We start from the raw sequence: 14,136 nt of genomic DNA, 5'->3' as shown, positions 1-14,136 counted from the left end.
TCGTGCCGTGATCGACTTCAGGAACTGGTTGACGCCACCGCCGCCGGAGAGCCCCGCGCCACCGCCCGATGCGCGCGAACGCGCGACCATCAAGGTCGAGATCGCGATCGTGCTGCTGGTGACGTTCGGCCTCAGTGGCATGAGCAGCATTCTCTCGCTGATCGAGGATGCCCTGCAGACCGCAGCGCTGTCCGATCAGACGGTCGCCCTGAACTCCTCGCGATCGAGCTTCAGCGTCATCGACCTGCTGTTCCAGCTGCTGAGCATCCTGCGCCTGTGCGCGTGGGGAGCATTGGGGCTGTACCTGCTGTGGCGAGCAGATCTGGCACCGCGTGCGATCGGACTGGCGAAACCGCGCCTGAAGATCGATCTCGGCCACGGCGTCGGGCTAGCGGCACTCATCGGGCTGCCGGGTCTCGCGCTCTACCTGGTCGGCAACGCCCTGGGATTCAATCTGAACGTCGTCCCCAGCGCGCTCGACGACCACTGGTGGCGAGTGCCAGCCCTGATTCTGTATGCACTTGCCAACTCCGGTGCCGAGGAGATCATCGTCGTCGCCTACCTGATCTCTCGACTCCGCCGACTCGGCCTGAGCGAGAACAAGTCCTTGCTGTGCTCCTCGCTGCTGCGCGGGAGCTATCACTTCTATCAGGGGGTGGGCGGAGGATTCGGCAACTTCCTGATGGGCCTGGTGTTCGGCCGATACTGGCAGCGCACCGGGAGGCTGTGGCCACTGCTGATCGCGCACGCACTCATCGACATCGTCGCGTTCGTCGGTTACGCCCTGCTGCGCGAACACCTGGAGTGGTTGCCGTGATGGGTACAGTCGATTCGTGAACGACGACGATCGCTACGGACGGCACGGCGCGCCGAATCGGCGTACCCCGCCGCCGAGCCAGCCGCCGCCACCGCGTCGACCACCCGGCCAGCAGCCCCCTCCCCCGCCTCGGCGCGCCGGTGGAGCCCCTGGACAGCCACCGCCGCCACGCCAGTACCGACCCGGTCCGCCGCCGGTTCCGAACCCCCGTCGGTACAACCCGGAACCTCCCGCGGAGCGAGGGACCCCTCGCCGTCCGGGGCCTGCACCCGAGGGCACCGAATTCATCAGACGCGACGGCCGCCCGGCCGCTCCCCGCCACGGTGCCCCTGCCCCACCGCAACAGGCGTGGTCGCAGGCACCCGAGCCCGGCCCTGCCGGTTCCGTTCCACCGAACTCGACGCGCCAGTACTCCCGCGCTGCCGAGGACGAGGCCGGGCGCACCGGGTACGCACCGCGCCAACAGCCGGAACCGTACGTCGACGAGCGCAGGCAGCCACCGGCTTCTCCGCAGCGCGCCTTACGCCGACCGGAACCAGCTCGGCCACAACGTGATTCACGTCCCCCCAAGGTTGCGAAGCCGCGCAAGCGTCGGCGCTGGGGCCGTCGCTTCCTGATCGTCCTGCTCGTCCTCGTTCTGGGCATCGGCGGCATCGTCTACTACGTCGACAGTTCGCTCACGCGAGTCGACGCTCTGACCTCGTACCCCGGCAGGATCGGCGACACCCCGGGCACCAATTGGCTTCTCGTCGGATCGGATTCACGAGCCGGCCTGACGCCGGAGCAGGAAGCAACTCTCGCGACCGGCGGCGAGGTGGGCCCCAGCCGCACCGACACCATCATCATGATCCACATCCCCGAGGGCGGCGGGGCGACGACGATGGTCAGCCTGCCCCGCGATTCGTACGTGCCGATTCCGGGTAACGGCGAGGACAAGCTCAACGCGGCGTTCGCATTCGGCGGGCCGTCCCTGCTGGTGCAAACGGTCGAAGGCGCGACGGGAGTGCACATCGATCACTACGCCGAGATCGGCTTCGGTGGGTTCGCCGGAATCGTCGACGCTGTCGGCGGAGTCAACGTGTGTGTGCAGAACGCGATCGACGATCCGTTGGCGGGCATCAACATTCCCGCGGGCTGTCAGGATCTCGACGGTTCCGAGGCACTCGGCTTCGTGCGATCCCGCGCGACCGCATTGGCCGACCTCGACCGGATGAACAACCAGCGGGCCTTCATGTCCGCTCTGCTCGACAAGGCAACCAGCGCTTCCACTTTCCTCAATCCTTTGAAACTGTGGCCGTTGGTGTCCGATACCGCGTCGTCGTTGAGTGTCGACGACGGAGACCACATCTGGAACCTGGCCGGGTTGGCCTGGGCGATGCGCGGTGGGCCGGTGACGACGACCGTGCCGGTCGGCGGCTTCCAGGACTCCGATGTCGGCAACGTCCTCGTGTGGGACGACACCAGGGCACCGGCATTCTTCGACGCCATCGCTCAGGATCGGGAAATTCCGGCAGATCTGCTGACCGGCGGCCCCTGACGAGGGCGTGCGGCCGGTACGTTGTGGATCATGACATTGCCGTCGCATGAGCCCGCCACCTCGTTTCACGATCTACTGCGCGCCCAGGTTCGGTACGAGTTCACCGCCTCGCAGCAGTACCTCGCCATCGCGATCTGGTTCGACCGCAACGATCTTCCGCAGTTGGCGCACCGCTTCTACGCCCAGTCGGCCGAAGAGCGTCGGCACGCCATGATGATGATCCGATTCCTCATCGACAACCGACTCGAGGTGGACGCGTCGGGTATCGACGACGTGGTGACCGCGTTCGATTCGGTCGCCGAACCGGTGGAGTTGGCGTTGGCGCAGGAGGTGGCGGTCACCGATCGGATCACCGCGCTCGCACAGGCGGCCAGAGCCGAGGGCGATTACATCGGGGAGCAATTCATGCACTGGTTCCTCACCGAACAGGTCGAGGAAGTAGCTGCGATGCAGAGCCTGCTCAACATCGTGCGGCGAGCAGGTTCGGATCTGTTCGACATCGAGCAGTACGTGGCACGCGAGCTCGGCTCGGTGACCCGCGCCACCAATGCACCCAAAGAGGCCGGAAGCGCGTAACTTACGCCCTGCTCAGAGCCGACATTTAGGATTGACTGTATTAGGCTACGTTCGCCTCAATAAGGCTCGACTTGGATGACAATGCCCTCTGACCAGGCATATTGTCCTCACCATGAGCGCAGACATCAAAGAAACGAACCACACCAAGTTCCACGCACTTCTTCGCGACCAGATCCGCAACGAGTTCAACGCCTCGCAGCAGTACATCGCCACCGCCGTCTACTTCGCCAATGTCGACCTGCCGCAGCTGGCCAAGCACTTCTACGCGCAGTCGGTCGAAGAGCGTAACCACGCGATGATGATCGTCCAGTACTTCCTCGATCGCGACATCACCGTCGAACTGACCGGTGTCGACGCGTCGAAGTCCGTGTTCACGGACCCGCGTGAGGCCATCGCCCTCGCACTGGCACAGGAAGAGACGGTCACCGAGCAGATCATCGCTCTGGCGAGCACCGCCCGCGAAGAGGGCGACTACCTCGGCGAGCAGTTCATGCAGTGGTTCCTCAAGGAGCAGGTCGAGGAAGTTGCCAGCATGAAGACCTTGCTCAACATCGCAGACCGCGCCGGCCACAACCTGTTCGACCTCGAGCAGTTCGTTGCCCGCGAGATGAACACCAGCGTCGTCGCCGATGCAGGCGCACCCACCGTCGCCGGCGGATCGCTGTAATTTCGCTTCACGCGACACGCATCGACGAGTAACGCGAGAGATCTCGCGCTCATACGGGTGGTCGTCGGACAAGCAGCCCCTTGTCCGACGGCCACCCGACGTGCGTTTCGGTGCACCGACTTTCGGGCCGCCGCACCTCTCGGTTGAGCTCGACTGCTCAGCGCAGGGTGACCTGACGGCCACGAAGGCCGTCCCGCGAGCGCAGCTGCGCTCCCGTGAGCGGGGCGTCGACGGCAAGAGCCTCGTTCAGCTTCTCCCCGAATTCCTTTGTCGGAGCAGCCCATTCGGTGGGATGCATCTCCGGATCGAGATCGAACACCGGCACCAGCAACCCGTGCGTACGGAACGAGCCTGCGTACCGCGAGCCCTCACCGAGATTCAGGTCTCCGGCAGCGTGCAACCGTGCGAGGGCGAGCATGACGTCGTCCTCGCTCTCCGGGCGAACCCACCGGATGTGCGCCTTGTCGCCGGCATCGACCCACCATGCTGCAACGACGCCGTCCGCCTCGATCCGCGCCGAGGGCATGATCGCCTGATTCGCGCGCTCCACGGTTGCGGCCACATCGGCTGCGGGAGTGGCACTTTCCGGGATCCACCAATTGAAATCCTGATGCACGGTGATCTCGAGGAGTGCGGACGGGTCGAGGACATCGGTCAATGCGGGGGTGTTCTCGTCCACCTTCGAAGCTTCGAGCGACTCACCTGCGGGAGCGGCGGCGACCCAGCCCAACGCGCTACTGATATCTGCTGCAACGTCTTTCGACTGCAACTGCACCTGCAGGCCGACGAATCCTTCTACAGTGCCCGCCTCTTCGCGTACCAGAGCGGCGACGGCTCCCGGCAATACCGTTGCCAGAGTGACGGTGCGGCCGCCGGACGTGATCGGCGCGGTGGCGGTGGCCGACGGCACGAATTCGCGCAGCGCCACCAGGTCGCATTCTGCGGCCAGGCCCTCGAACGGCCGCGTCGTCCCCGACTCGAGGCTTGCACGCTCGGCCTCACGCTGTGCGAGCTTGGCCGCCCGGTTGCTGTCCTGCTTCGGTCCGCTGTTTCTTTTGCTCTTACCCACGCCAGAAAACCTACACGTTCTTCGATTCCAGCCAGGCGCGCGTTCGTCCGGGATGGTTGGTCGCGATCCACCCGACACCGAGTTCCCGGCACAGGTCCACGTCCTCTTTCTCGTCGACCGTCCACACGTAACTGGCACGGCCCGACGCGGCTGCTCGATCGACGAGCGTCGGGTGCTCACGCAACGCCCGGATCGACGGACCGACCGCGGTGGCACCGACGGTCGTCGCTGCTCCGCCGCCCAAATAGTGCGAGCTGTCGCCGAGGAGGACCGTCGGAAGCATCGGTGCCGAGCGGCGCACTCGCCACACGGCCGAGGGCGCGAAAGACATGATGACCGCCCGCGAATGATCCGCCGAGGCAGGCGCGCCGATGCCGAAGTGGTGCAGCTCGGCCAGCACCGAGGCCTCGATCAGCGAGCCGTAGCGCACCGGATGCTTGGTTTCGATGAAGAGCTTGACCGGCTTGCTGGTCCAATCCAGAATCAGCGCGATCAGGTCGTGCAGCGTCAGAAGTTCGGCGGGTTCGTCAGCATCGCCGTAGTTCAACCGGGCGAGCTCGTCGAAGGTCATCTCGCTGACAATTCCGGTGCCGTTCGAGGTTCGGTCGACGCGGCGGTCGTGCACACACACGATGCGGCCGTCCTTCGTGAGCCGGACGTCGCATTCGACCCCGTCCGCTCCCTCCCGCAACGCGAGATCGTAGGCCGCGAGCGTGTGTTCTTTCTTCGCCGCAGATGCTCCTCGGTGCGCGACGACCAAAGGGCCGCGTCGGTCCGGGCTCACGAGACCGTCACCGCCCGGTCGTCCTTCTCGGCCCCGGAGTCCGTATGAGCTGCGTCGGCCGGCTCGGTCTCGGTCTGCTCAGTATCGGTCTCGGTCTGCTCAGTATCGGTCTCGTTCTGCTCGGTCTCGGCCTCGGCCTGCTTGGTCTCGGACTGCGTGGCCTCGGTCTGCGTGGCCTCGGACTGCGTGGCCTCGGACTGCGTGGTCTTTCGCTCGATGCTGGGTGCGATGACCCATCGGGTAGGACGAGACAGCGCCGAACCGCGCAGGGTGCGGCCCTCGAGTCGGCGCATGACGGCCAGGGTCAGCACCGCGGAAACTGCGGCCACGAGCGCCACGACGGCGGCGAGCAGAACGCCGTCGGCGCGGGCTTGCAGTGTGTTGCGCAGACTCCACAGCACCTGCACGACGACCAGCGCGTTGCTCGTCGCCCAGACGGCCCACCAGATCCGGATCAAGGTGAGCTCGCGGTACACGTCGCCGTCGGATTCGGCTCGGAGGCGCACGATCTCCGTCAGGTACACCCCGGGCATGACGATCCGAACCAGAGGCAGCATCGAGAGCAGCAGCATCCATCGCACCGACCGCGGCTCGGTCGCACCGACCGATGCGTAGGCCAGCCGGCGTTGCCGTATCAGCCAGCAGGACGTCGTGATCAGCGCGAGCAGACCGACGATGAGCGCGCCGACCTGTGCGAAATAGACCAGCGCATCGGAAATTGCCAGCGTGATCGGCGACAGCAGTCGGGTGCGGTTGTACAGCAGAATTCCGTAGCGAAACAGCTCGGCGAACGCCGCCAGCCCGAGCAGCAGCGCCGTGATCCAGACGAACGTCTGCGCGTTGGCTGCGTACTGCTCGACGCGGCCGGCGGGCGTGTGTGCTGCGGGGTCGCGTGGGGTGTCGCGCAGTCCCCACGGGGGCGTCGAGTCGTACCGCGGAGTGGGGGTCGGTACCGCGACCCGGGCGGGACCGACGGCTTTGCCCTTCGACGACGCAGGCCGCGCAACCCACCGAAAATTGCGGCGGCCCTGTGCCGGTGCCCGAGCGGACACCGGCGAGAGCAGCACGCCGTGGCAGCGGGGGCACCACGTACCCGGCCGTGCGCCGACCGCCCAGCGAGTGCTGCAGCGGGCGCAGACCTGGAACGCCTGTGCGCGCCCCTGCGGTGCCGACATCTAGATGATTCTCGCTTCGTCCGAATCGTCGTCGCGCTGGATCGGCCTACCGGCGGCATGCCAGTCGAGCATCCCGCCCTCGACGTTGATGGCCTCGTAGCCCACGCGATTGAGGTATTCGACGACCCGAGCCGAGCGCCCGCCGGCTTTGCAGACGACGTAGATCTCGGACTGGTTGTCGATTTCGCCTGCTCTGGACGGAATGTCGCCCATCGGGATGTGCACGGCACCGGGTGCATGTCCGGCCTGCCACTCGTCGTCTTCTCGGACGTCGAGCAGCACTGCCGCTTCCGGGAACGGCACCGGAAGGCGGTCTACGGTGACGGCGGGCGACTGCTCGGGGTGAGACACCTCTCGATCTTGTCACGGGTGCGATCGCGACTGCCACTCGTGCCCGCCTGACGATGGACGGCCCCAGCTATGACCTACGTCACTTTGGCTCACAAAAGTTATCCACAATATCCACAGGTTGATGCACAGAATCGGGGCCCGTGCCGGTTTCTATCCACAGGTCACGGCCTCACAACTGAATGCCGGTGTATCGAGTACCAACGAAGGCTGTGGATCGATCGTGATTTGACACAGCAGTTGTCTGCGGTCGTTTATCCAAGCTGATTACCCTGGCAAACATGACTTCTCACTCCTCGGTCGAGCTACGCGTCTTCACCGAACCGCAACAGGGCGCCACCTACGACGACCTCCTCCGGGTCGCCACAGCCGCGGAGCAATTCGGCTACGGTGCCTTCTTCCGATCCGACCATTACCTCGCAATGAGCGGCGACGGGTTGCCCGGCCCCACCGACGCGTGGATCACCCTGGCCGGCCTGGCTCGTGAGACGTCGACCATCCGGCTCGGCACGCTCGTCACCTCCGCCACATTCCGCTACCCCGGCCCTCTCGCCATCAGCGTCGCGCAGGTCGACGCCATGAGCGGTGGCCGCGTCGACCTGGGGTTGGGTGCCGGCTGGTTCGAGGACGAGCACAAGGCATACGGCCTGCCGTTCCCGGCGCTCGGTGAACGCTTCGACCGACTGGAAGAGTCCCTCGCCGTCATCACCGGGCTGTGGGAAACACCGACCGGCGAGACGTTCTCGCACGCGGGAACCCACTACCCCGTCACCAATTCCCCCGCCCTCCCCAAGCCCGTCCAATCGCCGCGTCCCCCCATCCTCATCGGCGGCGGAGGCAAGAAGCGCACCCCGGCCCTGGCCGCGAAATACGCGGATGAATTCAACATCCCCTTCGCCTCGCTGGCCGACACCGAAACGCAGTTCGGACGCGTCCGCGCCGCCTGCACTGCCGCCGACCGTGACCCCGATTCCCTCGTCTACTCCAACGCACTCGTCCTGTGCTGCGGCCGCACCGAAGAGGAAATCGCCCGACGCGCGGCCGCCATCGGCCGCGACGTATCCGAACTCCGCGAGAACGGGGCCGCGGGAAGTCCCGCCGAACTGGTCGACAAAATCGGCCGCTTCGGGGCCATCGGCGCGACTCGCGTGTACCTGCAGACCCTCGACCTCACCGATCTCGATCACCTCGAACTGGTCGCCTCCGAGGTCATCCCGCAGCTCTGATCTCCCCCGCCCCCCATCCGCCCCAGTCCACTCAACGTGACATTGACCCCCGAAAAGGCCACCAAATGTCACATTGACTACCCAGCAGGAGCGAGTAGCCGGCGAGGCCGACACCCGGGTGATGTCGGTCGACCGGAGAAGTCGGGTCGGCGGGAGATCGAGCCCAGTCGTGCCACCCCAGTCCACTCAACGTGACATTCACCCCCGAAAAGGCCACCAAATGTCACATTGACTACCCAGCGGGGGTGAACTACCCAGCGGGGGTGAACTACCCAGCGGGCTGGGGTCAAGCGGCAGATCGAGTGCGTAGTTGTCGGTAGCGCGTGCTGATGTGTCGTGCTGCGGGCAGTTCGATCCAGCGGTAGATGATTTCGGCGAGTGCGGCGGTGCCGGTCAGGAAGGCCAGGACGGCGGCGGTGGGTCCGAAGTGCGGTTCCACGGCTGCGTAGATGCGGTAGAGCACGAGTGTGTGGATCAGGTAGATGGCGTAGCTGCGGGTGCCGATCCAGCCGATGATGGGCCAGCGGGTGATGGGTCCGTCGTATCGGGCGAGGATCAGCACGGTGCCGGTGACGACGAGCAGTGACCACAGGTAGGTCTCGCCCATCCAGAAGGTGTGGACGTCGATGGCGAGGCGGATCACTTCGATTTGTGCGACGACGCCGATGACGATCCAGCGCCAGGTGACGAGTTTCGCCCAGCCGAGGTAGAAGATCTGGCCGAGGAACAGGGTGGGCAGTACTCCGGCGACTTTGGTGAGGAACGGGATGGTGTACGGCTGGGGCAGGTAGAGGTTCCAGAGGATCACCAGTGTGCAGAGTGCGGCTCCGATGAGGGGCACGGTGATCGGGCTTGCTCGTAGCGCCGAGCGCATTGCGACGCAGTAGAGGTAGAACACGATCTGCACGACGAGTGTCCAGGTGACGCCCAGTACGGCGACCTCGGGTCGGAGGAAGAAGCCGCCGAGGAAGAAGCTGAGTACGGCCTCTCCGTTGCTGATTCCGGGTTGTCCGCTGAACATGCCGTTGACGCCGAGTTTGACGAGTACGACGGCCAGGGCGATGGCGAACCAGAGGGCGGGCACGAGTCGGGCGAGGCGCGCGAACATGAAGTCCCGACGCGATTGCCGCATGGCGGATCGGGTGATGAGCAGTCCGGTGAGCAGCATGAACATGCTCACGCCCACGAAGGAGAGGTGAAGGTTGAGGCCGACGTCGTCGATGAGGACGAGGTTGACGATGTCGAGCATCCACCAGTCGCCGCCGACGTCGTCGAGTAGGTAGAACGAGATGTGCGAGTAGAGGACGGCGCAGACGGCGATGACGCGCAGGAGATCGGCACCGTTCATCTGGACGCGGGGCGCGGTCACGGCCGGTGCGGCGGCGGACTCGTCGACCGAATTTCGGTTCGGACGGTCCCCTTTCACACCCTCGAGTTTAGGTTCCGTTCATGGTGTGGACCAATTCGGCGCTGTTACGCAACTATTTCGTGACAATCGCAGGTTTTCGCAGCCCAGGAATTCGGCTGTCTTGTTCACGTGGATTTATTCCGAGAAAAGCATCTCGGTTACAACGGTTGCACAAGGGGTAGGAATGAGATTGGGTTGAACCCTACGAAAGATCCGCAGTAGGACGAACGTGCCCGCATCACGCGATGGGCACGGCGTCGTTAGAGAAGGGAACCACGTGTCCGAGTACACCTTGCCCGACCTTGATTTCGATTACTCCGCCCTCGAGCCGCACATCTCGGGCGAGATCAACGAGCTCCACCACTCCAAGCATCACGCCACCTACGTCGCCGGTGCCAACACCGCGCTCGAGAAGCTGGCTGCAGCCCGCGAGGCCGAGGATCACGGCAGCATCTTCCTGCTGGAGAAGAACCTCGCGTTCCACCTCGGTGGCCACGTCAACCACTCCATCTGGTGGAAGAACCTCTCGCCCAACGGTGGCGACAAGCCCGAAGGCGAACTCGGTGCCGCGATCGACGACCAGTTCGGTTCGTTCGACAAGTTCCGCGCACAGTTCACCGCTGCTGCCAACGGCCTGCAGGGCTCCGGCTGGGCAGTGCTCGGCTACGACTCGCTGGGCAAGAAGCTCCTCACCTTCCAGCTCTACGATCAGCAGGCCAACGTGCCGCTGGGCATCATTCCGCTGCTGCAGGTCGACATGTGGGAGCACGCCTTCTACCTGCAGTACAAGAACGTCAAGGCCGATTACGTGAAGGCGTTCTGGAACGTCGTCAACTGGGCCGACGTCCAGGCTCGTTTCGAGGCTGCCACGTCGAAGACCCCGGGCCTGATCTTCCCGTAGGTTTCGAGATTGCCGCACGACGCGCAATCGCAGACAGGGCCACCGCGTTCGACGCGGTGGCCCTGTCGCATTTCGAAGGTCACGCCCTCCCGGCGGCGGGCACCGACCCGATGGTTGCGACGCCGTGGTCCGGTCTCGCGACGTCCTCGGAACGGCAGGTCGTTCGGCGCGGGGGCTCGGGATCGGGTGTCACGTGTACCTGCACGCTTCCCGACGTCGTCACCACCACAACATCCGACGCGACGCCGGACGACGTGACATCGGACGGGTGGACGTCGTCGATTCCGGTGAGCCCGTATTCGGTTCGTACTGCGTGTTCGGCGATCTGGGCGACGGTGTCGTCGGTGCAGCGGCCTCGGTAGTGGCGCAGCGTGAGGTGCCCGCGGTCGTGGTCGTCCACGACGGCCTGCGCGTTGGTCGGTTCGAGGTTGCCGTAGTAGCTGCCGTCGGGCAGGGCCACCATGCCCGCTGCGTATCGATCGCCGCCCAGGTGCGTCGATTCCCATACCCGCCCGCTGGGTCCGGCGAGGGCCGCCGCCACCGGCCGACCGAGCACCGCGCAGCACGGATCCTTCTTTCCGTGCGTGCAGACGAGGTAGAGCCGCTGGTCGACGCGAGTCCCGATACCAGGTGGGGTGCCCGCCGCAGCGGTTTCGATCGGTAGTTCGAGAATCTGCTCGACGGTGTCGACCGTGTATTTCTCCAGCCACGGGCCGCGGCGACCCGAGTGCGCAAGAAACACCTGTCGCGTCTCGGTGGGTTCACGCCTGCCGTGCGTTTCTCGCACCAGTTGCGGGCGTACCCCGACGGCCTTGCAGCGACGCGAGAGTTCGGTGCCGATTCGACCCAGCGGCCCGTCCGGCCCCCACGGTTCGCGCCCCCACGGGCCTCGGTGCTCGATCAACACCCAGCCGTGTGCGCGTGCAGCTGTCCCGCGAAGCGATTCGTCGTTCTCGCGCGCCACTGCAGCGCAGCCGACCCAGCGTTCGGATGCCGGCACGTCAGCCCCCGATTTCGGTCGCGGTCTCGACCAGGGCTTGGGCGGTCAGCACGTTGCCGAAGAGAAAATCCTTGGACGGTAGCTCGGTCACCCGAGCTCCGAGACCGGTGAAGAGCGGGTTCTGCCGCAGTTGCGCCACGGCGTCCTCCGTCCCGGCATCGGTGAGCAGAAGGATGTCGTCGGCCGCCAGCACGTCGATCAGTTCCGGGCTGACGTCGACCGTCTGCACCGCGTCGGATCCGCGATCCTGCTGTGCGGGCGCGCGGTAGCCGAGATCGGCCAGGACGGCGTAAGGAAACGATCCGTCCTGCGTCATGTACCGCAACGAGTCGGCGCGCACTCGCGCGACGGTCAACGTGCTGTTTTCCCGAGGTGAGCGCGACTTGGATCTGTCGACCGCCTGTCGATAGTCGGCCAGCAAACCGTCGGCGATCTCCTGCCGATCGAAGATTCCCGCCAGCTGCTGCAAGGTGTTCTGCCACGAGGCCGGGGTGTATTCCACGACGACGGTCGGCGCGATCGGGGCGACCCGGTCGTACAGCGCTCGGTTGTCCTCACCCGTCGTTCGCATGACGATCAGGTCCGGTGCGGCAGCCGTCAGAGCCTCGATGTCGACGTCGGCGTCGACGGATCCGATGTCGATCGGTTCGGTGGTGAGCCGATCCCGGACGACGGGTGCGTAGTCACCGGTGAGCGGCGGCTTCACTGCCGCGACGGGTTGGATGCCCAACGCGACGACGGCTTCCAACGTGCGGTCGCCGTCGAGCACGGCCACGCGCTGTGGATCGACGGGAACACTCGTCTCATCGAACGCATGCTGCACGGTGCGAACCTCGCCGCCGGTCTCGCCCGGGGTCGATGCTTCCCGACTGCATGCGGCGACACTCAGCAGTAGCGCCATGGACAGCAACGAGACGACGGTTCGCCGGGCGGATCCTCTGTTTTTCACCGCAGCAGCGTATCGGCTGGCGAGCCGCCGTGGGCCGGCTACGTTTTCGGCTGGCACTCTCCCCATCTTGTGTGCCAGCCGTTTTCGGGTCATTCTTCTCCTTACCCAACGTCGTGTACCCGGCTTCTGCCTCGTACCTGTCTGGGAGGGATGCGCAATGGACGATCGAGATCTCATCGGTGTCTCGCCTTTTCACGCCGCCGGTCTACTGCGCGGGTTCGTGATCTCCGGTCGTTGGCCGGACACCACCAAGGAGTGGGCTCAATTCCTGGCGCTGGCCGTCCGGGTCGCGTCGATGCCGGGTCTGTTGGCGACGTCGACGGTGTTCGGGGTGCGGGAGGAGCTGCCCGAGGATCCGGAGCCGGGGACGGTCGGCCTGGTGTTGGCCGAGGGACCGGTGATCGGAGATTTCGCGTTGGCTCCCGGGCGGTTCTCGGACCATCAGCCGGCCGCGTTGCTGATGCTGCATCCACCGTCGGAGACGACGCCCTCTCTGCCGGAGTGCGCGGGCGCGGCGTCGGGTTGTGTTCTGCTGCCCGGTCTTCCGCATCTGGGCCTCGATCACCGGGCCGCGTGGGTGGAGGCAGAATCCGACGGCACCGTGACGTCGATGATCAGTCGGGTCGGCCTCGATCCGATCAGCGATCCCGACACCGCAGTTTTGGCGATGCTCCTCGCATCCTGACCGCTCCCCGTACACGATTTTTCGGGTCCCCAAACTTATTGTCGCATTGGACAATTGGAGAAACGGCACTTAAAGTCGTCTGCAGCGAAGGGGAGTAGCCCCCAATCAACGTGTCGACATACTGGTCGTTTTCCACGACCCGGCACCTGAACCGGTACTTCCGGTGGGCGAGACCTTCGGTCCGTTCGACGACCGAGGAGTCTGCTGTGCTGTCCGCTCTACTGTTGAGTTTCGCTGTCATTTTCGTGGCCGAGCTGGGTGACAAATCCCAGCTGATGGCCATGACGTTCGCCTTGCGCTACAAGTGGTACGTCGTCATCGGCGGCATCACGGTGGCCACGACCGTCGTGCATCTGGTCTCGGTCGCCGTCGGCCATTTCCTCGGTGTGTCCATCCCCACCGAAGCCATCTCGATCGTCGGCGGGCTCGCGTTCGTCGTGTTCGGTCTGTGGACCCTGCGCGGAGATTCGCTGTCCGACGACGAGGGTGCCAAGGCGTCGCGAGTCACCAAGTCGGCCTTCCTGGCCATCGCGTCCGCGTTCTTCCTCGCCGAACTGGGCGACAAGACGATGCTGGCCACCGTCACTCTGGCCGCCGACAACGACTGGGTCGGAGTGTGGATCGGCTCGACAGTAGGCATGGTCGCCGCCGACGCCCTCGCTATCGTGCTGGGTGCCGTTCTCGGAAAGCATTTGCCGGAACGGATGATTCAGTACGGTGCGGCCATTCTGTTCTTCGTCTTCGGCGCGGTCCTGTTCTTCGAGGGACTGATGCCGGGTACGTCGGCTCCGTACGTGGCGGCCGCAGTCGTGGTGGCGATCTCGGCCCTCGTCGTCGCCGCTGCGTTCGTCCGACGCTCCCGCAGCGACGCTCCGCAGGAAGTGGAGAAGCGCAGCACCACCGAAGACGTCTGACCTTGGTTTACACTCCTAGCGGAGGGGTGAATGAACGACAACCTGCAGGCGACGGGTAGCGACGCGGCACACCGTTCGAC

Annotated in this window: 15 protein-coding genes; 8 read left to right on the top strand and 7 right to left on the bottom strand. The window is 65.3% G+C overall.

Annotated elements, in window-relative coordinates; translation table 11 throughout:
* The first annotated feature begins 7 nt into the window (after positions 1-7).
* The 4 genes from J2X62_RS09700 (at position 8) to J2X62_RS09685 (ending at position 3,597) form a co-directional block, all read left to right on the top strand.
* A complete protein-coding gene (locus tag J2X62_RS09700) occupies positions 8-817 on the top strand; it encodes a type II CAAX endopeptidase family protein (RefSeq protein ID WP_310179975.1) in 810 nt (269 codons plus the stop codon).
* Positions 818-1,103: 286 nt separating this feature from the next.
* The gene (locus J2X62_RS09695) at positions 1,104-2,354 is read left to right on the top strand and encodes an LCP family protein (RefSeq protein ID WP_310180390.1); all 1,251 of its coding nucleotides are present in this window, start codon (positions 1,104-1,106) and stop codon (positions 2,352-2,354) included.
* A 30-nt stretch (positions 2,355-2,384) separates the two neighbouring features.
* Positions 2,385-2,930, top strand: coding sequence for a ferritin (locus J2X62_RS09690; protein WP_283549530.1), 546 nt, complete (start codon positions 2,385-2,387; stop codon positions 2,928-2,930).
* A 112-nt stretch (positions 2,931-3,042) separates the two neighbouring features.
* Positions 3,043-3,597, top strand: a complete 555-nt coding sequence (locus J2X62_RS09685) for a ferritin (RefSeq protein WP_027494851.1) — start codon at positions 3,043-3,045, stop codon at positions 3,595-3,597.
* Between the two features lie 157 nt (positions 3,598-3,754).
* Here the strand turns inward: J2X62_RS09685 and J2X62_RS09680 are convergent, their stop codons facing one another.
* Genes J2X62_RS09680 through J2X62_RS09665 form a run of 4 tightly spaced genes read right to left on the bottom strand, consistent with a single transcriptional unit; the run spans position 3,755 to position 6,976 of the window.
* Positions 3,755-4,666, bottom strand: a complete 912-nt coding sequence (locus J2X62_RS09680; RefSeq protein WP_032401101.1) for a DUF5926 family protein — start codon at positions 4,664-4,666, stop codon at positions 3,755-3,757.
* 10 nt (positions 4,667-4,676) lie between these two features.
* A complete protein-coding gene (locus J2X62_RS09675; protein ID WP_027494853.1) occupies positions 4,677-5,450 on the bottom strand; it encodes a glycerophosphodiester phosphodiesterase in 774 nt (257 codons plus the stop codon).
* Complete coding sequence (locus tag J2X62_RS09670) at positions 5,447-6,625, bottom strand: DUF4328 domain-containing protein (RefSeq protein ID WP_310179970.1); 1,179 nt, start codon at positions 6,623-6,625, stop codon at positions 5,447-5,449. Before J2X62_RS09670 ends, J2X62_RS09675 begins: the two co-directional genes overlap by 4 nt.
* Positions 6,626-6,976, bottom strand: a complete 351-nt coding sequence (locus J2X62_RS09665) for a rhodanese-like domain-containing protein (protein ID WP_027494854.1) — start codon at positions 6,974-6,976, stop codon at positions 6,626-6,628.
* A 278-nt stretch (positions 6,977-7,254) separates the two neighbouring features.
* On the opposite strand from J2X62_RS09665, the gene J2X62_RS09660 reads away from it, so the two are divergent.
* Positions 7,255-8,199, top strand: coding sequence for an LLM class F420-dependent oxidoreductase (locus J2X62_RS09660; protein WP_310179968.1), 945 nt, complete (start codon positions 7,255-7,257; stop codon positions 8,197-8,199).
* Positions 8,200-8,485: 286 nt separating this feature from the next.
* On the opposite strand, the gene J2X62_RS09655 is transcribed toward J2X62_RS09660, so the two are convergent.
* The gene (locus tag J2X62_RS09655; RefSeq protein ID WP_371832709.1) at positions 8,486-9,625 is read right to left on the bottom strand and encodes an acyltransferase family protein; all 1,140 of its coding nucleotides are present in this window, start codon (positions 9,623-9,625) and stop codon (positions 8,486-8,488) included.
* A 259-nt stretch (positions 9,626-9,884) separates the two neighbouring features.
* On the opposite strand from J2X62_RS09655, the gene J2X62_RS09650 reads away from it, so the two are divergent.
* Positions 9,885-10,508 (top strand): superoxide dismutase, encoded by a 624-nt coding sequence (locus tag J2X62_RS09650; protein ID WP_019667073.1) that lies wholly within the window; start codon positions 9,885-9,887, stop codon positions 10,506-10,508.
* Positions 10,509-10,587: 79 nt separating this feature from the next.
* Here J2X62_RS09650 and J2X62_RS09645 read toward each other — a convergent pair whose 3' ends face one another.
* Positions 10,588-11,508: a sucrase ferredoxin gene (locus tag J2X62_RS09645; protein WP_310179959.1), complete on the bottom strand. Its 921-nt coding sequence runs from the start codon at positions 11,506-11,508 to the stop codon at positions 10,588-10,590.
* A 1-nt stretch (position 11,509) separates the two neighbouring features.
* The gene (locus tag J2X62_RS09640; RefSeq protein WP_310179957.1) at positions 11,510-12,457 is read right to left on the bottom strand and encodes an ABC transporter substrate-binding protein; all 948 of its coding nucleotides are present in this window, start codon (positions 12,455-12,457) and stop codon (positions 11,510-11,512) included.
* Positions 12,458-12,614: 157 nt separating this feature from the next.
* Between J2X62_RS09640 and J2X62_RS09635 the strand changes: the two genes are divergently transcribed.
* Both J2X62_RS09635 and J2X62_RS09630 read left to right on the top strand, forming a co-directional pair.
* The gene (locus J2X62_RS09635; protein ID WP_027494858.1) at positions 12,615-13,142 is read left to right on the top strand and encodes a hypothetical protein; all 528 of its coding nucleotides are present in this window, start codon (positions 12,615-12,617) and stop codon (positions 13,140-13,142) included.
* 206 nt (positions 13,143-13,348) lie between these two features.
* Entirely contained in the window at positions 13,349-14,056 is a 708-nt protein-coding gene (locus J2X62_RS09630; protein WP_032388118.1) for a TMEM165/GDT1 family protein, read from the top strand.
* Positions 14,057-14,136 lie beyond the last annotated feature (80 nt).

It is taken from the genome of Rhodococcus sp. 3258, assembly GCF_031456475.1.
In the GTDB taxonomy this organism is placed as follows: domain Bacteria; phylum Actinomycetota; class Actinomycetes; order Mycobacteriales; family Mycobacteriaceae; genus Rhodococcoides; species Rhodococcoides fascians.
This window is presented reverse-complemented; position numbering and strand designations above follow the sequence as displayed.